The organism is Streptomyces sp. NPDC093568 (assembly GCF_044764945.1).
Classification (GTDB): Bacteria; Actinomycetota; Actinomycetes; order Streptomycetales; family Streptomycetaceae; genus Streptomyces.
Map to the genome: position 1 here is coordinate 1 of NZ_JBIWJD010000033.1, position 19,518 is coordinate 19,518.

Genomic DNA, 19,518 nt, shown 5'->3' on the forward strand with positions numbered 1-19,518 from the left:
AGACCCCGGCCCCCTTCGACAACCGACCGACCTGGGACAACTGGAACAAGCGGAGCTGACCGGTGGTGGGGGGGGGGGGCCCCCCCCCCCCCCCCCCCCCCCCCCCCCCCCCCCCCCCCCCACCCCGCCCCCCCGCCCCCCCCCCCCCACACCCCCCCCCCCCCCCCCCCCCCCCCCCCCCCCCCCCCCCCCCCCCCCCCCCCCCCCCGGGGGGGGGGGGGGGGGGGGGGGCCCCCCCCCCCCCCCCCCCCCCCCCCCACCACCGGCAACGGCTCCCCGCGATGGAAGGCACCTGATGAGCACCCGCACGATCCGCCGTACGAGCGTCACCCTCCCCGCCCTGGACGAGCCCGGCCTGTACCTCTCCAACGTCACCTCGCTCGAAGGCGGCCGGGGCCGCCTCAGCGAGTTCCAGTACGCCGACGCCGACCTGCGCGCCCTCGACCTGGCCGACACCCACCTCCTGGACGGCCGCGTCACCGGCCTGCGCACCCAGCGCGCCCGGCTGGAAGAAGTACGGGTGAACTCCGTGGAGTTCACCGGCTGCGACCTGTCCTCACTGCACTGGTCGGCCAGCAAGCTCACCCGCGTCGTCTTCCGCGACTGCAAACTTCTGGGCGCCACGCTGGAGGACCTCACGCTCGACGACGTCCTGTTCGACAACTGCAAGCTCGACTACAGCACCCTCGTCCGTGTCCGCGCCGCCGGGCCCGTGATCTTCTCCGCATGCTCCCTGCGAGAAGCGACGTTCACCGCGACCGACCTCGCCGACTCCCTGCTCGACGACTGTGATCTGCGCCAGGCCGAATTCGAGGGCGGGACCTATCGCGACCTGGACCTGAGAGGCAACGACCTGTCCCGGCTGACCGGCGTCACCTCGCTCAAGCACGTGATCATCGACCGGGCACAGACGCTGCAGCTGGCCGAGGCGCTCGCCACGCAGCTGGAGATCACCTACGGCGAAGACCTCGACGCCCAATAGCCTCACACTTGTCCATCCGGAAGGCACGGCCATGGGACCACGACTGCTATTCGGAACCGTCAGCGACCTCCGCCGGCGATGCGACGTCGCCTCCGTCCGGCTCACCCACAGCGAGCCGGGCTACGCCCCCGGCGCCCTCATCCCCTGTGACGACTGGCATCCCCTCACCGCCGCCGAGGCGGAGAACCTGCGCCCCAACGACACAACCCCGGACCAGACACTGATCGAACTCGTCCACCGGCAGCTCCCGCCCCTTGACCCCGACGACCTCAGGGGCCGCCTCGAAGCCGCCGCCAGCCTTGACCCTCTCAACGGCCGCTGGCCCACGGGCCTCCTGGGATGCGCCGCGAGCCCCGGCAACTGGACCACTACCACCGAAGATTCCACCATCGGCCGCCGCATCGGCCTCCACGTCGACAACTTCGACCGGCTCCCGTACGCCACACGCCACCACGGCCGCCGGCGACTGTGCCTCAACCTCGGGCCCGGCACCCGCTACCTGCTGATCGGCGACCGCGACGTGCAATACATCTGCCGCACCCTCCACACCGACCTGGACCACCACTACCCCCATACCGAGGACGTTCGCCGCCACGTCGCTGCCGGCCACCGACTTCGCTGCCTGCGCATACACGTCCAACCGGGCGACGGCTACATAGCCCCCACGGAACTTCTGCCGCACGACGGATCCACCATGAACTCGGCCGAGCCATCCGTCGCCGCCTTCTGGCTGGGACGGCAACCCGTAGCCCGCGAACCTTCGTTGCCCTGAGTTCCTGCGTACGGCGGCTCCCAAGCACGTGAAGGGTCGGGCGGATCAGGGCTGGTCGATCAACAGCTTGGCGGCCGATGCCAGCGCGCGGAGGGCCCCCGCCTGCTGCTGAGCGGTCATGAGCGCCGCATCGAGCGGCAGACCCCACACGAGGTGCTGGGCCGACGCCAGATCTGCGGCGACGTCCCCGCGGTGCACCTCCCGCACCATCTGCGTCAGCAAGATGGCCACAGCGTGCGTCCCGGCACTGCTCCGGGCAGCCAGCGCGGTTTCGTCGATGTCGTCGAAGAGGTCGAGCTGGGTGGCGTCAAGGGAGTCTGGCTCCGCGAAGGGCTCGCAGGGGGGCAATCCGGTGAGCCGGAGGATCGTCTCGTGCGCCGCTTCGGCGATCTCCTCGGCCGGCTGGTCTGCGGTGCAGACAATGTCGTTTGGGGTCAGCGTGGGCAGTGGCTGTTCCCGGATGCGGATGACGTGGTGGCCCGAGGCGGTCAGGTCGGCTGTCTTGTCCAGGTCGCGTTGGACGGCGTTCCGGTGCCAGTAGGCGCCGTCGTACTCCACCGCGACCGGAGATGGTCCCGGCAGCAGCATGTCGACCCTCCACGCCCGTTGACGTCGTCTGCTTCTTTCAGGAGAGGTTTGGCGGATTGCGGTACCCGGGCTGATGAGGGCGGGCAGACGCTGGCGCAGGGCCGTGAAGATCTCCTGTTCCCGCCGCGAGACCCCCCTCTTCCCACACCGGGGGCACCCTGTGCCCGCGACGTGCCGGTTGTTGATCGAGGTCTTCCACCGGTGACTGTCGTCGCGCAGGCACCGCCACCACACGCTCTGCACGGCCGTGAGCGGGCCGGTGAGGTCCACCCTCGGCGTGTTCTCGTCATGCTCGACGTCGTATTCGGCCAGCAGGTCCGGACGCAGGTAGGCCAGCGACCGGCTGCCTGGCCCTAGCCCGGTCCACCCTGCTTCGGCCAGCATCGTCACCCAGCCCTGACGGGCCATCCCCAGGCGCCGCTGCTGAGCCTGCCGCCACAGGAGGTAGCTGCCGTTCACCGGAAGCTCGCGCGCCCCTTCCCGCAGGAAGACCTCGGCCAGAGCCTTCTCCTGGCCATGCAGCCACTCCATCGCCGCGCGGTGCTCCGGATCGTCCTGTTCAGGCACATCGCTGGCGTCTCGGGGGGACGGGAGGAGCCCTCCGGGCCCCGGTGCGGGTCCATCGCTCATGTCCCCGGGGTATACCAGCTGCCACCGACAACGCTTCTAAAGAGGCTCGACGATCCGCGATCATGGCTGAACTGGGCAGCGCCTCTGCCGAGGAGGCGCTACGTCTGACTGGTGGTGAGACGTAGCAGTCCACCTCGGTCAGTTCTGGCCGGCGACGTCATCCTCATCCGGTTCGAACGCGTTCGGATCATGCAGGGGCCGCAGGGTGTCGGCGGCCCGTGAGTGCTGCGAAGACGGCGGCCCCTTCGGCGTCGGGATGGGCGACGATCTTCCACCGCGCGTCGTAATCCGCATCCTTCTCCCAGCCCAGAGCGAGCATGGCCAGGCGGTTCCACTGGCGGAACCGAGCTTGCACCGTCTCGGGAGCCTGGTCGACTCGGCCGTACGCCTCACGAACTTGCTTCGCCCGGCCGTTTAGGGCGATGCGCAGCCCCATGGCGGCCTTCCAGGCGTCGGTCTCCGTCCGATACTCGGAAAGGACTCCGTTCACCTTGCTGTCGATGAAAGCGATGAGTGCCTCGACATCGGCGTGCGTCAGGTCAGCTGCGGTCAGTCGGGGGGCGGGCGCAGTGGTGGGCGGCAACGGGAGGTCCTGTTCGCAGTCGGAGCCAAGCGTTCGGCGTGACGTTACGTCCGAATTTGTCGCGTCGGGTGGGAGACTATCCGACGCGAGCCGGCGTGCCCGCCGCCTTGAGGACCGCTGCCGTGCCGGCATCGACGGCCCCCGTAGCCGCGAGCTTCAGGCACGCTTGCCGGGCACTGCCAACCTGCATCTTCTGGATGGCGAGATCGCCGCTCTGGGTACCAGCACCATGGACCGGCAGGCCGCTCGCCCCCGCAGACCAGCTGCGCCTGGCCGACCGAAACGGCCAATGTCCCTTTGGGCGCCACGCGCGCGCCCTCTGCGGGTGTTGCCGTCTGCGGGACCGGTTACCCGGTTCCCAGAGGGAGGGCGGCGACGGGGTCCCAGTCCATCTCCCACCGGAGGCCTCCGTCCGCTCGTGGCTGGGCGGTCCAGCGCACGTCGAGCAGATGCAGGCTGGACACGGTCAGCGGGGCGTGGCTTGGGCTGATCCGGCGCAGGGCGCTCTGGAGCGGGTCGGAGTCGGCGCTGTCGTAGGCGTAGCCCAGGGAGGCCTTTCCCCGGCCTCCCTCGTGCGCGATCGCCGACGTGTCGTGCACCTCCCACAACGCGGAACGGACCAGGTTCCGCAGGGCCACGAGGCCCTGGTCGGGGTAGGTGTCCAAGATGGCCCCGGTGCGGTTCGCCAGCGGACTGCCGCACCACAAGGTGAACGGCTCGATATGTGTGAGCCGGTCCTTGAGCGCGGTGATGAGGCGGGTGCGCTCGTCGGTGCTGATGTCGCTGCTGGGGGCGGCGGCGTCCATTTCGACGGTGATGTGCACGAGGTCGTCGGGCACGCACCAGATGGGATAGTCGCCCAACACCTCCCGGCAGGCCGCGGCGAGGTCGTAGAATTCCTGGTCCGCCGGTTCGGGTCGGACGTAGAGATGGAGTGCTCCGGTCGCGGATTTCCAGTCCTGGCCTCGGAAGGTCGGCACGAATTGCTTCATGATCCTTGTCCTGGTTCGGTGCGGCCGAGGCGAATCTCCTGGACGCGTTCGAAGACGTAGGTGTTCGCCACGGGGTCCTGTCGTTCCAGGACCAGCCAGAGGGAGGAGACGGTGGCCGCGACGCGGGCGCCGGGGCGAAGCGCGCGGCCGAGTTCGGAGGCGAGACGGTCCGAACGCACCGCCAGATCAGGCTCATCGGTATCTTTTAGGCCATACCCGCCGGTCATGTGACCCCAGAACCAGTCGGCCGGCTTGGGCAGGGTCAGTCCGGCGGCACCGAGCCCGGCCCGTACGCCCAGGTAGAGCTGGTGCAGTTCGTCCTCGGGCCACACATCGGTGAGTGGGCGGCGACGGCGTCCCACTGGGCGGGCGGCGTGGCAGCTTCGTCGACCACGGCCTCCTGGAGGCCGAGGATGTCGGGAGCGAGTTCCTGAACGGCCTTGACGCGGGCCAGCCAGGCGGCACTGCCGCGGGCGTCGAGGCGGAGTTTGCGTTGTAGTTGCCTATCTTCAGCAACGCGAATGTCCTTTCACGGACGGTGAGTTGACCTGGGCAGGCGGTCAGGCAGCAGGTGGCGGTGTGATCGGGTAGCCGTCTTCCAGCACCACCGCTCCGTCGGTGTCGCGGGCGTGGAGAGCGGCAAGGGCGCGGCGGGCGTTGCCGGGCGCCATCAGGGCGGGGAGATCGGCGGGGTCGACGAAGTCGACGCCTTCGATCTCGCCTTGGCGCAGGCGGATCGCGGCGATCTGTTCGCTGTCCCAGGTACCGCCGTCGAAGACATAGATGATCTCCCCGGGGAAGCACGTAGCGGGGTCGAAGCCGGGTGTGGTGAACGGGATCCAGTCCACAGCCAAGGCCCGGCTGATGGGCAGGTGGACGCCGAGTTCCTCCAGGACCTCGCGAGCAGCGGCCTCGGTGGGGGCTTCCTTGCTGTCCACGCCGCCGCCGGGCAGCAGCCGTGTGGTGCGGTAGGTGACGCGCTGGAGCAGGATGCGGCCGGCTGTGTCGGTAATGAGCACGGACACGCCGGTCCACAGGGTGGCCCGGGAAGCCCCGTACGCGGCGGCCGTCATTGCAGTGCCGGGAGGTTTGGGGGCGCTAGGGGGAGGAGAGGTCATCGGGTCTCCGAATCATGGAGTGGCGTACCGGACTTGGTGCGCGGGCGGTGGGCGGGCGAGGAAGTGCCGGCTGGTCCGGGTGAGGACGAGACGGGTGCGCTTGCCCAGGAGGTGGCCTGGGCTCAGTTCGTCGTTAGTGGGGGTTGCGGGATAGCCGGTGAGGTGGGCTGCTGTCTGCCATGGTCATTCCGCGGCGGCGGTCGCAGTGTCGGCGAAGGGGGTGAAGTGCGCGGGCGGGTGGTCGATGGGCAGGTCGGGCCGCCAGGCGGTTAGGACTTGGGCGCTGCACTCGAACAGACCGGACGGCAGGGAGTCCAGAGGCCACCAGCGCCAGTCGGTCACGCTCTCGTCGGGCTGGTCGGCGGGGTTCCCCTGCCAGGTGGTGACGACGGCGGCCACGGTGATGCGGACGACGTCCCCGACGTGGTCGACGAGCGTGCCGAACAGGCGGACGTTCTCCGGGAGAGCCGTGAGGCCGGTCTCCTCGGCGAGCTCGCGCACAACGGCCTCGGACAGTGATTCGCCGGGCTCCACCGTGCCGCCTGGAAGCTCGACCGTAGCCCGGCGGTGTCGGCCCAGCAGTACACCGTCCGGCCGGGACAAGATGATGCCGACGCCGAGTGCCGCGTGTGCTACGGGTGGCCGGGTGGTGCGCGGGCGGGACGTGACGCGTACGGGGCGGCGGACCTGGAAGAGCCGGTAGGAGGCGTGGTTGCCCTGCTCCGGGGCGTCGAGGACGGTGATACTCTCCGCCCGCAGCCCGTACTGGACCAGCAGGTCCTCCCACAGTTCGGGCGTGAGCACCCACATCTGGACGGTCAGTTCCGGGCCGTCGGCCAGCCGCAGGGTCTCCGGCCGCGGGACGAGCGCGGTGGAGGGGCCATCGCCGTGGGAGTTGGTGTGCAGGACGGTGAAGCACAGCCTGCCGCCGGGTTTGAGTGCCGCGCTCAGGGCGGGCAACAGCCGGTGCGGGTCGATGTAGGGGACGGAGTGGACGGAGTAGATCACGTCGTACGGGGCGGCGGTGTGCAGGTGGTCGACGGCGTCCGCTAGCACCACGTTCAGCCCGGGCACCTGGACGTAACGGGTGCGCGTTCGATCTGCGTGGGTGAGGAGTCCACTGCATCCACGAGCGCGCCGTGATCGAGGGCGAGGTGGGCGGCGTGCCGGGCAGGCCCGCAGCCCAGGTCCAGCACCCGCCGGCCGTCGAGGTCGCCGAGGATCGCATCCCCCGGCCCAGTGGCGCCGGGACCCCAGTCGATCCGTTCGACTTCTGGCAGGGGCGTGCCGCGCTGGAGGTGGTGGTGGCCGTAGGCAGTCCACGCCTCGGTGTTGGTCGTCTCCGGGGAATTGCATCCGATGCACGATCCCGGCTCGTCTGAGCTGGGGAGCTGCGACATCAACGTACCTCCCTTGACCTGTGGTTGCGGGCTTCTGGTCTGGCCTCTTGCTGTGGATCTCTCATCGGATGCATGATTCGCGCACTCTCTGAAAGTGAGGGAGCGTGGCGACGACTACCGATGTGAGCGAGGGCTCCGCACGCCTGGTGCTGCTGAACGGCGTCGAGTTTCTGCATCCCGAAGACACCGTGTTCGAGGCGATGTTGGAGGGGTGGGCCCGCCAGCAGCGTGGCGGCCGGCGCCTGCAGCCGAAGACGATCAGCGGCCGGTTGAGGGTGGTACGCCGGTTCAACGTCTTCGCCGAGTCGTACCCGTGGCACTGGTCGGCTGCCGCGATGGATGAGTGGACGACGTACCTGATCGCGGAGCTGCACCGGGCGGAGTCGACGATCCGCAACTACCAGACCGCGGTGCGGCTGTTCTGCGACTACGTCACCTCGCCGCACTACCAGTGGCCGCAGGAGTGCGAACTGCGCTTCGGTACGCACCCCATCCAGGTCTGTCATGAATGGAATACGGCTGCCCACCTGGTCGATTACGAGGCCGAGGCGTCCCGGCGCCCGATGACGCGCGAGGAGATCCAGTGCTTCCTCGACTACGCCGACGCCCAGGTCGACCGGGCCATCCGGCTGGGCCGCAAGGGCGCGCTCGCCGCCTACCGGGACGCCACCGTCTTCAAGGTCATCTACGGCTGGGGGCTGCGCTGCACGGAGTGCTCGAAGCTCGACCTCACCGACTGGTACCGCAACCCCAAGGCGCCGGAGCTGGGCCGGTTCGGGTCGCTGCACGTGCGCTGGGGCAAGCGCACCAAGGGCTCGCCGCCCAAGCGGCGCACCGTCCTCAGTGTCATGCCCTGGGCGGTGGAGGCGGTCGACGACTACATCACCAACATCCGCCCCCGCTACCGCACTTGTGCTGGTGCGCCGCTGTGGCCGACCGAACGCGGCGGACGGCTGCAGAGCCGGGAGATCGAGGACCGGTTCGCGGAGTACCGCGACGCGCTCGGGCTGGACGGCGACCTCGTCCCGCACTGCCTGCGGCACAGCCACGTCACCCACCAGATTGAGGACGGTGCCGACCCGGCATTCGTCCAGCGCCAGGTCGGCCACCGCTACGCCTCCACGACCGCCCTCTACACCGGGGTCAGCGGGGACTTTATGAACACGATGATGCGGGCCGTGTTGGATAGGGCTCTTCGGCGGGGCCAGTAGGGAGACGACGAGATGACGGGGAAGCTCGACTACCAGTGGCATCTGCGGAAGGTGATGGCCACCCGCGGGATGTTCTCCACCACCGACCTGGGCCCGCTGCTGGCCGAGCGCGGTATCGATCTCTCGTCCAGCCAGACGTACCGGCTGGTCGTCGAGCGGCCCGAACGCCTCAGCCTGAAGACGCTGATGGCCTTGCTGGACATCCTGGGCTGCACGATGGAGGACCTGATCGAACCCGTCGCCGCCCGCCCTGCCCGCGGCAAGACCGCAGCGAGCAGCGGCAGTACGGAGAACGGTCCGGCGACCGGGGTCGGGGACTTCCGCCCCAAGCGCGCCCGCGTCGTGCCGCCGGAGGAGTAACAGATGGCCGCTGCCGGACCGCCACGCCACGCGACCGAGCCGGAGGCCGTGATCACGGAGGCGGTCGGCGCCGTGGAGCCCGCGCTGACGGCCGAGCTGGTGCACGCGGTGCTCGTGGGCACGCTCCAACGGGCCCCGCACCGGCGGGCGCTGGCCTCGATGCTGCTGGACGATCCGGCGTGGCTGACGTCCGGGCGACCGGAGACCCCCGCGTTCCTGGAACGGCTGACCAGGGCGCTGCGCCGGCACGGCGCCGAGTTCGTGCAGGTGCCGCGCTGCGGCTTGTGCGGCGGGGACGCTCCGTTGGTCGGCCTGGGCCCGGACGGCGAGGTCCGCATCTGCGAGCGGTGCCAGTCGAGGCTGCGCCGCCAGGCCAATCCGTGCGCCGTCTGCGGCCGACACGACATCGCCTCCCGCGACCGACAGGGGCGTCCCCGCTGCAAGGCGCATCCACCCGAGGGCGGCACCGATCCGATGGAGGAGCTGGCCGGGCTGATCCAACGGGCGTGTCCCGAACTGTCCGCGGACGTGATCGCCGAGGTCGTACGCGGCATCGAGCCGACCCGGAGTCGCCAACGCCAGCTGCTGTGGGTGCTGTTGGATCACCCGGACCTGCTCACCGGCGGGGGCGCCAAGGGCCCGCCCAAGACGATCGCGCTCATCAAGGCCCTCAAGGAGCGCGGCGCCGAGAAGCTGGTGATTCCTCCGTGCCCGCGGTGCGGACGCATGGCGGCGCTGACGAAGGTGCGCGACGGCATCCGCTGCTGTGAAGGGTGCCGGGCGCTCCTGCGCGCCGAGGCATGTGCCCGCTGCGGGCGGAGCCGGCCGGTGATGGCCCGCACCCTGGACGGCCAGCCGCTGTGCGGGAGTTGCCGTGTCTACGACCCGCTCGGCCACCGGGTGTGCTCCCGGTGCGGCCAGCGCCGCACGGTCCAGGCCCGCGTCGAGGGCGAGGCGATCTGTGACCGCTGCTACCGGCTGCCGACGGCGATCTGTTCCGTCTGCGGAGATCAACGCCCTTGTTACTACGCCGGAACCGACGCTTCCGTCTGCGAGGCATGCCGTCACAAGAGCCAGCCGCGCGAGGTGTGTGCCGGGTGCGGCCGGGACCACTTCGTCAGCTACCGCACGCCGGACGGCCGTCCGCTGTGCACCGTGTGCGGGGCGGAGAAACGCCCGTGTGCCGACTGCGGCAAGACCGTCCGGATCTTCGCCCGGACCCCCGACGGCGAGGGCGTGTGCCAGACCTGCTGGCGTAAGCACCCCGCGAGCAAGCGCCCCTGTCGGGACTGCGGCATGGTGGCTCCCCTCTCCTACCGCTCGATGTGCGCTCCCTGCGCGCTCCGCCACCGACTCCACGACCTCCTCGGCATCGACGGCCAGCTGCGTCCCGAGATGGAACCCGTCTTCGAGGCGCTCTCGCGCCGTGAACCGACAGCGATGCTGTGGTGGCTCGATCGCCGACCGGCGCGCGTCACCGTGCTGCGCGCCCTGGCCACCGGACGCGGACGCGTCACCCATGCCACGCTGGACCGGATGCGCCCGGCGAAGGTCGTGCAGAACCTGCGGATGATCCTGGTGACCGGCGGGGCCCTGCCGGCCCGCGACGAGCGCCTCGCCGCCCTCGAACGACGGCTGCCCGCCGAACTCACCAGCGTCCAGGACCCGGAGGGACGCCGGCTGCTGCACGCCTTCATCACCTGGTACCTGCTGCGCCGCCTGCGCGACCGCTCCCTCCGCCGCCCCCTCACCGAAGGACAGGTCCACGGGGCGCGCAGCCAGGTGCGCCAGGCAGTGCACCTGATCAACTGGCTGATCTCGCAGGACGCCACTCTGAGCGCGTGCACCCAGGACCAGGTCGACGCCTGGCTGGACGAGGGAGGTGTCCTCCGGTCCGACGTCTACACCTTCCTGACCTGGACCAGCCGCAACCGTCACACCCGCCCGCTGGTCGTGCCGCTGCGCGCACCCAGCATCACCGGCGAGATCATCGCCCAAGACGTCCGCTGGGCCCTGGTCCACCGACTCCTCAACGATGACGCCGTGGCCGTCGCCGACAAGATGGCCGGCCTGCTCATCCTGCTGTTCGCCCAGCCACCGTCCCGGATCACGTCCCTGACCACCGGGCACGTCACCCTCGACCAGGACACCGTGGCCCTCCGCCTCGGCCCGGTCCCCGCCCAGATGCCGCCGCCCCTGGACGCCTACCTGCGCCAGCTGTACGACCAAGCCAACCGAGCCGGCACCCCGCCGGAAGTCCGCTGGCTGTTCCCCGGACGCTTCCCCGGCCAGCGCCTCAGCACCAGCCAGCTCGGACGCCGCCTGCACGACCTCGGCATACGCTCCCGGGTCTCCCGCAGCACGGCCCTGGTCGAGCTGACGGGCGAACTGCCCGCCGTCGTCGTCAGCCGCCTCCTCGGCGTCTGCCAGACCACCGCGGACACCTGGCGACGCATCGCCGCCGGCGAGCACGCCTCCTACGCCGCACACATCGCCCGCCGCTGAACACCCCACCCCGCCGAACCCGGACCCCGTATCCAACGAAGACGGACGGGCCCGTTCAGACAAACGCCTACTCGCCAGCCACCCGGCCGACACGGCAGACTCGCCGCCATGACCGACACCCCGCAGAGAGTCGACCAGACGGCCCCCGAACAGGAGCGATGGCTCACCCCCGGCGTCCGCGGGATCGGCACCGCGAGCTTCCTGGCCGACGTCGGCCACGAGATCCCCACCGCGCTGCTGCCGTCGCTGCTGACCTCCACCCTCGGAGCCCCGGCCGCCGCGCTCGGCGCGATCGAGGGCGTCTCCGACGCTCTCGCGGGCGCGGCCCGCTTCGGCGGCGGCGTCCTGGCCGACGACCCGGCCCGCCGCCGCAAGGTCGCCGTCGGCGGCTACGCCACCACCGCCGTCCTGGGCGCCGCGACCGCCGGGGCCACCGCGGTCTGGCAGGTCGGCGTCCTGCGCGCCGCCGCCTGGACCGCCCGCGGCCTGCGGGTACCGGCCCGCAACGCGCTGCTCGCGGACATCGTCCCCGCGAAGGTTTACGGCAGGGCCTACGGCTTCGAGCGGATGATGGACAACCTCGGCGCCATCTTCGGCCCGCTCCTCGCACTCGGCCTGGTGGCCTGGCTCGGGGTGCAGTGGGCGATCGGCCTGTCCGTCATCCCCGGCCTGCTGGCCGCCGTAGCCATCGTCTACGCGATCCGCCACACGCCCACGCCCACCAGCCGCGACAAGATCCCGCTCAAGATCCGTATCCGGCCCGTCCTGGAAGGAGACCTCGGCAAGCTCATGGCCTCCGTGGCCGCCTTCGAAGTCGGCAACGTCGCCGCCACCCTGTTGATCCTGCGCGCCACCGACCTGCTCGCCCCCGGCCACGGCACCAAGACCGCGACCACCATCGCCCTGGGCCTCTACACCGCGTACAACGTCGCCGCAACCCTCGCCTCCGTCCCGGCCGGACGCCTTGCCGACCGGCTGGGCGTCCGCGGCCCGGTCACGGTCCTGGCCGCAGGCGTCGCCGCCTTCGCCGCGGCTTACGGCCTGTTCACCATCGACACCGCCGCGGTCGCGTTCCTGGCGGTGCCGTTCGTCCTGGCGGGCATCGGAATCGGCGCCGTGGAGACCGCACAGCACTCCGCCGTCGCGGCCCTGGCCCCGGCCGACCTGCGCGGCTCCGCGTTCGGCATGCTCGCCACCGTGCAGTCCCTCGGCAACCTCGCCGCCAGCGCCATCGCCGGCATCCTGTGGACCGCCATCTCCCCGGCAGCGGCCTTCGGCTACCTGACCGTCTGGATGCTCCTGTCCCTGATCGGCCTGGGCGTGAACCTGCGCCGCTGACCAGCCACCGGTGCGGCGCGGCCCCGCCCCCGGGGCTTGCATCCGGTACCCAGGTACAGGTTTACCGTCGAAGCAGACACCGGCATCCCGCCCCTGTCCGACGAGAGAGACGACCGCCATGACCTGGGTACCGACCGCGTGCACCCTGCCCACCGCCGAACAGCCGCTGCGGGTCGCCGAGTTCGACGCACTCTTCAGCGACACGCTCACCAGCGCGTCCACGCCCGCCCCGACCCGCGTCCAGTTCGTGCTGGACGACGACGAGGCGACGGAAGAACGCGCCCGCGAACTGGCCGCGCGGGAGACCGAGTGCTGCTCGTTCTTCACCTTCGGCTTCGACCGCGACAGCGACGGCCGGCTCCTGATGGGCATCACCGTGCCCGAGGCGCACAGCGCCGTCCTGGCGGCCCTGGCCGACCGCGCGAATGCCGCAGCCGCGTCATGACCAGCGGACTGCGCAGCGGACAGGTCGCCGACGCGGCCGGGGTGAACCCGCAGACCCTGCGCTACTACGAACGCCGCGGCCTGCTCGCCGAACCAGAACGCTCCACCGGCGGCCACCGCGTGTATCCCGACGACGCGGTGACCGTCATACGCGTGATCAAGGCCGCCCAGCGGCTGGGCTTCACCCTGGACGAAGTCGCCGAGCTGCTGGAGGCCGGTCGCCACCGGCACGGCCGCCCGGTACCCGGACTGCAGCAGCGGGCCGGCGAGAAACTCGCAGAGATCGACGCCCGCATCGCGGACCTGAACACCATCCGCTCCGCACTCGTCGACGCCGTGAACGCAGGCTGCGACGACCTGACCGTCTGCGCGACCAGCGAATCCTGCCCCCTGCCCTTCACCAGCCTCGCCGAGGAGAACCGCCATGCCGAGCCCTGCTGCTGACCCGGCTCCCCGCCACCGAGCCCCGGGGGTCCTGGCCTGGCTGGCCGGCCTGGCCTGCATCGGCTGTTGCCTGCTGCCCCTGCTCATCGGCGCAGGTCTGCTAGGCACCGGTGCCACCGCGGTGGTCCAGGGCCTGCCCGCCGTCGCCGCCGTCCTGGCCGTCGGCGCGGTCGCGACTTGGTGGTGGCTCAAACGTCGAGCCGACCGCTGCACCTGCCCGGCCGACCGGACGGCTTCATGCGGCTGCGGCCAGGATGCCCCGGCGAACGCGGACCCGGCCAACGCCAGGCCCTGACCACCCCACCGTGACCGCCATGGACCGGGGCCGCTGACACGTCCGCATCGTGACCAGCGAGGATGGAGGGCCGAACAGGTCCGCGACCGACGCGGGCCGCAAGCCGCAAGGAGCAGCGCGTGCCGCAGGAGCCCACCGGCCTGGTCGCCCGCATGGAACACCACCAGGTGGCGATCTACCTGGGCGCCATGGCCGCCGGAGCCCTCATCGGTTTCGCGGCGCCCGACGCCGGTCCCGGCCTGGAGCACGCCATCAACCCCGTGCTCGGCGCCCTGCTGTTCGTGACCTTCCTCCAGGTGCCCGCAGCCGACTTGCTCCGCTCCCTGCGCGCGGGACGGTTCCTCGCCGCCGCGCTGGCGGTCAACTTCCTCGTCGTACCGCTCGTCGTCGCGGCGATGTTCACCTTCCTCCCCGCCGACCAGGCCGTCCGCATCGGCGTCCTGCTCGTCCTGCTGTGCCCGTGCGTCGACTACGTCATCGTCTTCAGCGGCCTGGCCGGAGGCAGCAACCAGCGTCTGCTGGCCGCCACCCCGCTGCTGCTGCTCGCCCAGATGCTGCTTCTGCCCGCCCTCCTCTTCCTGTTCATGGGCTCCGAACTCGGCGACGTCGTGGACGCGGGGCCGTTCCTCGAAGCCTTCCTGTACCTGATCGTGATCCCGCTCGCCCTGGCCTGGCTCACCCAGGCATGGGCCGCTCGCCAGATGACCGGACAGAAGGCCGCCGACGCGGCGGGGACCACGATGGTGCCGCTCATGGCTGCCACCCTGATCACCGTGGTCGCCTCCCAGATTCCCAAGCTCAGCGACAACCTCACCGACGTCGCCCGCGTCGTCCCCTTCTACGTGATCTTCCTGGTCGTCATGGCGTTCGCCGGACTCGCCGTCGCCCGCCTCTTCCGCCTCGACGCGCCGGACAGCCGCGCCATCGTCTTCACCGGCGCCACCCGGAACTCCCTCGTTGTCCTGCCCCTGGCGCTCGCCCTGCCCGACAACCTGGCCATCGCCGCCGTAGTCGTGGTGACCCAGACCCTCGTCGAAGTCATCGGCATGGTCATCTACGTCCGTGCCGTACCCAGACTCCTGCCCACCCGCTGAACCCGACGGCACGCGCAGGTCAACCCGTCGCTGGCCACGGCGCACAGGAGCATTCCGCGACTTCCAATAGCCGGGGTTACCAGCATCCGCGGGCTTCATGGCGTCGTCCTCCCGGCCTGCGTCGACCAGGTGAAGCCCGGCTGCAGTTGCCCGGTCTGGCTCACGTCGTTCGGTCGTCATCAAAGTTCCTTCGGGAAGGGGAAATCCGAGATCGGTACGAAGGCGGGTGCCGCCCCGACACATAGCGGGGCGGCACCTGGGCGGTCAGCGGTCTTGTGACAGGGCGAGCAGCCGCGCGAAGGTTCCGCCCCCGGTGGCGAGGTCCTCGTAGGTGCCTTGCTCGGTGACCCGGCCCTCCTCCATCACAACGATCTCGTCAGCGATCTTGGTGTTCTCCAGCCGGTGCGTCACCACGATCGTGATGCGCTCCGCCGCCATGGCCTTGAGCGTCTCGAACGCCCGGTGTTCCCCTTCCGGGTCGACCTGGGAGGTCGGCTCGTCCATGATCAGCAGCTCCGGGAGCCGGTGCAGACCCCGGGCGCACGCGACCCGCTGCCACTGTCCGCCGGACAGTTCCACCCCGCTGAAGATCTCCCTCGCCAGCAGGGTGTCAAGCTGGTCGGGCAGGTCCTCGACCGCCTCGCGTAGCCCGACGGCGTCGATCGCCTCCCACACCGGCACGTCGCCGCCGGGACGGGGCTGGCCGAGGTTGACGTTCTCCCGCAGCCTGAGCGGCCACTGCGCGTAGACCTGCGGGACCAGACCGGTCAGCGCCCACACGGTGTTCGGGTCCACCTCGGCGAGGTCGGTCCCGTTCCAGGTCACCGTGCCCTTGTCGGCCAGGAGGATCCCGGCGAGCAGGCGGGTGAGGGTGGTCTTGCCGGAGCCGTTGACTCCGACCAGTGCCAGGATCTGCCCGCGCCGCAGGGTCAGCGACACCCCGTCGACGGCCGGCTTGTCCTTGCCCGGGTAGCAGTACACCGCCCCCTGCACCCGGACCTCCTCAATGGGCGCACGCACCGTCAACTCACCACGGTGAGGGGCCTTTTCCTGGGCCTCGTCGAGGAAGGTGGTCATGTCGCCGAGGTAGAGGCTGGTGTGGAAGACCGCGGCGGCGCTGCGGACCAGCTGGGTCAGCGCGCCCAGGGTGGTCCGCACGGCGAAGACCGCGGTCGCGGCGATCGCCACCGCGATCTGGCCGGTGGCCGCCAGCCAGTACAGCGCCGCCCACGTGGCCACCAGGAACAGCCCGCCGCACGCCGCCGACCCCAGGTTGATCCGCAGGATCCGGGGGGCCGCGGCCAGCGAGCGGTCGTCCGCCTGCTGTGACAACGTCCGGTACCAGTACAGCAGGTAGCCGGCCATGCTGTTGGCGCGGACCTCGTCCCCGTACTTCGGACTCGTCGCCCACCAGCGCATCATCCCCCGGGCATTGCGGTTGGCGATGTTCGCGTAGTGGATCTCGTAGTCCACGCGCGCAGTGAGCACCGAGCCGACGCCCGCCGGGAGCACGGCCAGCAGCAAGAACGGCAGCAGCCGCCAGTCCAGCACCGCCAGGACCCCGCACGCCGTGACCAGCTGGATCAGCGAGGACATCAGCTGCTGGGCGTCGGCGACCATCACATGAGTGCGAATCACGCCCATCTCAGCGGCTTCCTGCCGATCGTGGAACCCGTCCTGGCTGTAGGCGGCGGCCTCCACCCGGCACACCGAGGAGACCAGCGTCGTGTCGGCCTCCGTGGTCAGCTTCGGTGTGATGCGCCGGTCACCGTAGGCCGACACCGCACTCGCGGCACGGGACAAGGCGGCCATCACCGCGACGAAGATCAGCGCCGGCAACGCCTGGTGCAGTCGCTCCTGCACAGTGCCTTCCCCGAGGAGCGAGCGCATGACGTTCGACGTGGCGGTCAGCTGTCCGGCCGCCGCCAGGCCGACCGTCACCTGGCAGACCAGCAGCAGGACGACCGCCGCCCGGTCGACCGCCCACGACATGCCCGCGATCCTCTTCAGCACCGACGGGATCCGGGCGCACAGCGCGCGGAACGACACCCCGTCCATGGGGTTGACCGAGTACTGTCCGGTGTACTTGATCTCCGCGGGCGCAGGCGGCGGAACCGTCTTCCCGGAAGCGTCGGTCGCGGGCCCGGAGCCCTGCGCGGGCACGGTCGGTCGTGTCATGACGTGCCCCCGCTCGCTGTCACGGTGAGGGCGGTGTACAGCCGCCCGGCGGTGAAACTCTTAAGGACCTCCCGGGTATAGGGGTGGCAGTCGCGAGGCGGATTCCCGGGATCGATCCACAGGATCCCGTCGTGCTTGTGGGGCTCGGCATTGCGCGGCTCGCCCTGCCACCGTTGCGCGGTGAACACGGCTCCGATCACCCGCACCCCGTCCGTGTCCAGGTAGTGCACCAGCTGGCAGAACTCCAGGTCGTCAGCCGCGACGTGGACACCGGTCTCCTCGGTGAGTTCACGCAGCGCGCCCTCGTCGAGGAACTCACCGTCCTCCAATTTTCCGCCGACCACGGTGACTTGGTTCGCGCTGGTCTTTGACTCTTCGTTGTGCCGTACAGCCAGGATGCGCCCGTCATCGCGCACCACCAACACCATCACGTTCGCCGGACTCAGGTACGGATCGCTCACGCGGCCGGCACCTCCAGCCGGGCCAGCGTCGCCCGCCCGCGCTCGACGATCTCGTGGTCTCCGTTAGGTACGCCCCAGGAGATGGCGCTCGCCGCGTCCAGCGCGGACAGGCAGCGCAACGCCCGTTCCTCCTCGCCGGTAAGTCCGCGACCGTACCCGTCCCAGAACGCCTGCTCCAGGTCGGGACGCCCGACCCAGGGTCCGCAGGCGAGAAGGACGACGTCGGCGACCGCGGCGTGCGGGCGGGCACGTTCCAGGTCCACCGCCCCGAACACGCTGGCCGCGCGGTAGGTATCCAGTAGCCAGTTGCGGGCCTTTCTCTAGGCTCTCCAGAGTTGTCGTCCACCTTGCTCGTGGATCTTCTGGAGGAGAAGTGTCGGATCGTTGGGGTGTTGCGTTCTACGACTTCCTGAAGCCGCCGCCGGGCCTGGGCGGGGGTGTGCTGGAGGGGTTCGGTGACCTCCATGAGCGGGCGGCGCGAAACGGAGCTCAGCATGGCACGCCGGTACTGGTCACGGTCTCGGGCTTTACTGACCCGGGCGTGAATCTGTTCTTTCGTGTCTCGCCGATGGCGGGGCGCGGAATCAGAACCTGGCGGCGGTACGCGTACACCTTGGTCGTGTGGCTGAACTTCCTGCAGGTGTTCGGCAGAAGCTGGCGTGACGCTACGGCTCGGGACGTGGAGGCGTTCAAAGACTGGCGACTCACGGACGTGCGCAACGACGAGCGGATCATGGCAGGGAGTTTCGACGCCGACCGAGCGGCTCTGAACACCTTCTACACGTGGGCGTCCGGTAAGTACGGGCTGCTCAACCCGGTGACGGGGATCTCCCCAGCCTCGGGTAATGGCGGCCGGTCCGGGCAAGAGTTCGGGCCCGGGGGCCGTCGGCGGGAGGGCATCCGTCCGGCGGGCTCCCGTCGGCGTCAGGTGAAGTGGATGCTTCGGGTGCCCTTCGAGCAGTGGCGTGACGTCGGTTTGTGTGGCTACGGCTTCGACGGTGCGCGGCGGGCCGGATGGCGCGGGCCGAACGAGGATCGCGACGCGGCGTTCGTCGACGGCCTGTACGGCACCGGGCTGCGTCTTCAGGAGTGGGGCAGCGTCCTTGACGTGGAGCTGCCGCGCTCTTCGACTGCGCGTCTTTCACGGGCCTGGCTGGCGGCGGCGTGCCTGAAGGGGGCGAAGGAGGGCCGGTGGTACCGGATTCCGCGTGCGGTGCTGCGTGAGGTCGAGGGTTACGCCGATCCGGTGGAGGGCTCGCGGACGGAGGCGATACGCAGGGCCCAGCGTCGGGGCAGCTACGAGCGGCTCGCGTACCTGCGGGTGGTCAGGGGTTACAACGCCCGGAGCCGGGTGCTGTGTCTGGAGGGCGGGGGTTCGCTGTCGGTTGACGTGCTGGGCCCCAATGAGCGGCGTCTGCTGTTCCGTCGGACCGCGTCCGGACTCGAGCCGCTGGCGGTGTGGCTGTCGCCGAACGGCATGCCGAAGAAGGCGGAGGGCTGGGAGGACACGTTCACCGCGGCCAACGAGCGGGTGCAGCGGGTCTGGACGGAGGCGGGCGGGGAGGGGCTGGTGCCGCTGTGGTGCCGTCCGCACATGTGCCGGCATACGTTCGCGCTCAAGTGGTACTCGTTGCTGTCGGCGGTGTGGCAGCCGCACCTCGACGGGTTCACCGAGCAGGAACTGCTGGACGTACGGGAGATGTTCGGCGGGGTGTGGTACGCGCTGTCGCTTTTGATGGGGCACGCGGACCCGGCCACGACGCGGGAGACGTATCTGGAACCGTTCACCGCGCTTCAGGTCGACTACCTGATGGAGTTGCTGGACGGCGACGAGGCCAAGGGTATCGAGGCGTTGATCCGTACCGTGGCCGAGCGGGGCGGGCGGACGCTGACGGGTGTCGCCCGTCCCGGCGCCCAGCCGTCGGCCGGGGAACGCGCATGAGTGCCGGGGGACGGGGCGGGCGCCAGGCGGCGATGCCGCCGGCGGGGTGGCAGCCGCCGGAGCGGACGCTTGAGGCGTCAGGTGGTTGTAGATAGCCACTCAACATGCTGACGAACGGGCAGTGTTGTGCCATTGATGATGTTGATGAGGAAGAGTTCACAAGGCGGTAATTGATCTTCGG

21 protein-coding genes are annotated in these 19,518 nt (G+C 70.3%); 11 read left to right on the forward strand and 10 right to left on the reverse strand.

The annotated features are described in order from the left end of the window. Positions 1-295: 295 nt before the first annotated feature. Positions 296-982, forward strand: coding sequence for a pentapeptide repeat-containing protein (locus ACIRD7_RS42620; RefSeq protein WP_403461457.1), 687 nt, complete (start codon positions 296-298; stop codon positions 980-982). Between the two features lie 31 nt (positions 983-1,013). Beyond that, positions 1,014-1,754 (forward strand): hypothetical protein, encoded by a 741-nt coding sequence (locus ACIRD7_RS42625; RefSeq protein ID WP_403461458.1) that lies wholly within the window; start codon positions 1,014-1,016, stop codon positions 1,752-1,754. Positions 1,755-1,799: 45 nt separating this feature from the next. Here the strand turns inward: ACIRD7_RS42625 and ACIRD7_RS42630 are convergent, their stop codons facing one another. From ACIRD7_RS42630 to ACIRD7_RS42660, 7 genes are all read right to left on the reverse strand, one after another. Further along, on the reverse strand, positions 1,800-2,909 hold the full coding sequence (locus ACIRD7_RS42630; protein ID WP_403461459.1) for a zinc-ribbon domain-containing protein: 1,110 nt from the start codon (positions 2,907-2,909) through the stop codon (positions 1,800-1,802). A gap of 250 nt (positions 2,910-3,159) precedes the next feature. Beyond that, a complete protein-coding gene (locus ACIRD7_RS42635; protein ID WP_403461460.1) occupies positions 3,160-3,555 on the reverse strand; it encodes a hypothetical protein in 396 nt (131 codons plus the stop codon). 347 nt (positions 3,556-3,902) lie between these two features. Continuing rightward, positions 3,903-4,547, reverse strand: coding sequence for a hypothetical protein (locus tag ACIRD7_RS42640; RefSeq protein WP_403461461.1), 645 nt, complete (start codon positions 4,545-4,547; stop codon positions 3,903-3,905). Then, positions 4,544-4,879 (reverse strand): hypothetical protein, encoded by a 336-nt coding sequence (locus ACIRD7_RS42645; protein ID WP_403461462.1) that lies wholly within the window; start codon positions 4,877-4,879, stop codon positions 4,544-4,546. The genes ACIRD7_RS42640 and ACIRD7_RS42645 overlap by 4 nt, the downstream gene beginning before the upstream one ends. Positions 4,880-5,107: 228 nt before the next feature. Continuing rightward, entirely contained in the window at positions 5,108-5,572 is a 465-nt protein-coding gene (locus ACIRD7_RS42650; protein WP_403461464.1) for an NUDIX domain-containing protein, read from the reverse strand. A 276-nt stretch (positions 5,573-5,848) separates the two neighbouring features. Then, positions 5,849-6,724 (reverse strand): NUDIX domain-containing protein, encoded by an 876-nt coding sequence (locus ACIRD7_RS42655; protein ID WP_403461465.1) that lies wholly within the window; start codon positions 6,722-6,724, stop codon positions 5,849-5,851. 2 nt (positions 6,725-6,726) lie between these two features. After that, a complete protein-coding gene (locus tag ACIRD7_RS42660) occupies positions 6,727-7,065 on the reverse strand; it encodes an SAM-dependent methyltransferase (protein WP_403461466.1) in 339 nt (112 codons plus the stop codon). Positions 7,066-7,169: 104 nt separating this feature from the next. Between ACIRD7_RS42660 and ACIRD7_RS42665 the strand changes: the two genes are divergently transcribed. The 8 genes from ACIRD7_RS42665 to ACIRD7_RS42700 all read left to right on the forward strand — a co-directional run bounded on the left by ACIRD7_RS42665 (position 7,170) and on the right by ACIRD7_RS42700 (position 14,756). Further along, entirely contained in the window at positions 7,170-8,276 is a 1,107-nt protein-coding gene (locus ACIRD7_RS42665) for a tyrosine-type recombinase/integrase (protein ID WP_403461467.1), read from the forward strand. Between the two features lie 12 nt (positions 8,277-8,288). Then, positions 8,289-8,636 carry a helix-turn-helix domain-containing protein gene (locus ACIRD7_RS42670; RefSeq protein ID WP_403461468.1) on the forward strand — a complete coding sequence of 116 codons (348 nt, stop codon included), beginning with the start codon at positions 8,289-8,291 and terminating at the stop codon, positions 8,634-8,636. 3 nt (positions 8,637-8,639) lie between these two features. Then, positions 8,640-11,141, forward strand: coding sequence for a hypothetical protein (locus ACIRD7_RS42675; protein ID WP_403461469.1), 2,502 nt, complete (start codon positions 8,640-8,642; stop codon positions 11,139-11,141). Positions 11,142-11,249: 108 nt separating this feature from the next. Beyond that, positions 11,250-12,479: an MFS transporter gene (locus ACIRD7_RS42680; RefSeq protein ID WP_403461470.1), complete on the forward strand. Its 1,230-nt coding sequence runs from the start codon at positions 11,250-11,252 to the stop codon at positions 12,477-12,479. A 118-nt stretch (positions 12,480-12,597) separates the two neighbouring features. After that, positions 12,598-12,924 carry a hypothetical protein gene (locus ACIRD7_RS42685; RefSeq protein ID WP_403461471.1) on the forward strand — a complete coding sequence of 109 codons (327 nt, stop codon included), beginning with the start codon at positions 12,598-12,600 and terminating at the stop codon, positions 12,922-12,924. After that, on the forward strand, positions 12,921-13,367 hold the full coding sequence (locus ACIRD7_RS42690) for a MerR family transcriptional regulator (RefSeq protein ID WP_403461472.1): 447 nt from the start codon (positions 12,921-12,923) through the stop codon (positions 13,365-13,367). Before ACIRD7_RS42685 ends, ACIRD7_RS42690 begins: the two co-directional genes overlap by 4 nt. Beyond that, positions 13,348-13,662, forward strand: coding sequence for a hypothetical protein (locus ACIRD7_RS42695; protein WP_403461473.1), 315 nt, complete (start codon positions 13,348-13,350; stop codon positions 13,660-13,662). Before ACIRD7_RS42690 ends, ACIRD7_RS42695 begins: the two co-directional genes overlap by 20 nt. A 119-nt stretch (positions 13,663-13,781) precedes the next feature. Next, a complete protein-coding gene (locus tag ACIRD7_RS42700) occupies positions 13,782-14,756 on the forward strand; it encodes an arsenic resistance protein (protein WP_403461474.1) in 975 nt (324 codons plus the stop codon). Positions 14,757-15,020: 264 nt separating this feature from the next. On the opposite strand, the gene ACIRD7_RS42705 is transcribed toward ACIRD7_RS42700, so the two are convergent. From ACIRD7_RS42705 to ACIRD7_RS42715, 3 genes are all read right to left on the reverse strand, one after another. Next, positions 15,021-16,814, reverse strand: a complete 1,794-nt coding sequence (locus ACIRD7_RS42705) for an ATP-binding cassette domain-containing protein (protein WP_403461479.1) — start codon at positions 16,812-16,814, stop codon at positions 15,021-15,023. Between the two features lie 116 nt (positions 16,815-16,930). Then, positions 16,931-17,395 carry an NUDIX domain-containing protein gene (locus ACIRD7_RS42710; RefSeq protein ID WP_403461475.1) on the reverse strand — a complete coding sequence of 155 codons (465 nt, stop codon included), beginning with the start codon at positions 17,393-17,395 and terminating at the stop codon, positions 16,931-16,933. Further along, on the reverse strand, positions 17,392-17,658 hold the full coding sequence (locus ACIRD7_RS42715) for a hypothetical protein (RefSeq protein ID WP_403461476.1): 267 nt from the start codon (positions 17,656-17,658) through the stop codon (positions 17,392-17,394). Before ACIRD7_RS42715 ends, ACIRD7_RS42710 begins: the two co-directional genes overlap by 4 nt. Before the next feature lie 416 nt (positions 17,659-18,074). Here ACIRD7_RS42715 and ACIRD7_RS42720 point away from each other — a divergent pair, with 416 nt between their 5' ends. After that, positions 18,075-19,337, forward strand: a complete 1,263-nt coding sequence (locus tag ACIRD7_RS42720; RefSeq protein ID WP_403461477.1) for an integrase — start codon at positions 18,075-18,077, stop codon at positions 19,335-19,337. Positions 19,338-19,518 lie beyond the last annotated feature (181 nt).

Excerpts from the sequence above, each read along its gene's own strand:
- ACIRD7_RS42620 (WP_403461457.1), top strand. The coding sequence starts at position 296 with ATGAGCACCCGCACGATCCGCCGTACGAGCGTCACCCTCCCCGCCCTG.
- ACIRD7_RS42625 (WP_403461458.1), top strand. The coding sequence starts at position 1,014 with ATGGGACCACGACTGCTATTCGGAACCGTCAGCGACCTCCGCCGGCGA.
- ACIRD7_RS42640 (WP_403461461.1), bottom strand. The coding sequence starts at position 4,547 with ATGAAGCAATTCGTGCCGACCTTCCGAGGCCAGGACTGGAAATCCGCG.
- ACIRD7_RS42660 (WP_403461466.1), bottom strand. The coding sequence starts at position 7,065 with ATGTCGCAGCTCCCCAGCTCAGACGAGCCGGGATCGTGCATCGGATGC.
- ACIRD7_RS42670 (WP_403461468.1), top strand. The coding sequence starts at position 8,289 with ATGACGGGGAAGCTCGACTACCAGTGGCATCTGCGGAAGGTGATGGCC.
- ACIRD7_RS42675 (WP_403461469.1), top strand. The coding sequence starts at position 8,640 with ATGGCCGCTGCCGGACCGCCACGCCACGCGACCGAGCCGGAGGCCGTG.
- ACIRD7_RS42680 (WP_403461470.1), top strand. The coding sequence starts at position 11,250 with ATGACCGACACCCCGCAGAGAGTCGACCAGACGGCCCCCGAACAGGAG.
- ACIRD7_RS42685 (WP_403461471.1), top strand. The coding sequence starts at position 12,598 with ATGACCTGGGTACCGACCGCGTGCACCCTGCCCACCGCCGAACAGCCG.
- ACIRD7_RS42690 (WP_403461472.1), top strand. The coding sequence starts at position 12,921 with ATGACCAGCGGACTGCGCAGCGGACAGGTCGCCGACGCGGCCGGGGTG.
- ACIRD7_RS42695 (WP_403461473.1), top strand. The coding sequence starts at position 13,348 with ATGCCGAGCCCTGCTGCTGACCCGGCTCCCCGCCACCGAGCCCCGGGG.
- ACIRD7_RS42705 (WP_403461479.1), bottom strand. The coding sequence starts at position 16,814 with ATGGACGGGGTGTCGTTCCGCGCGCTGTGCGCCCGGATCCCGTCGGTG.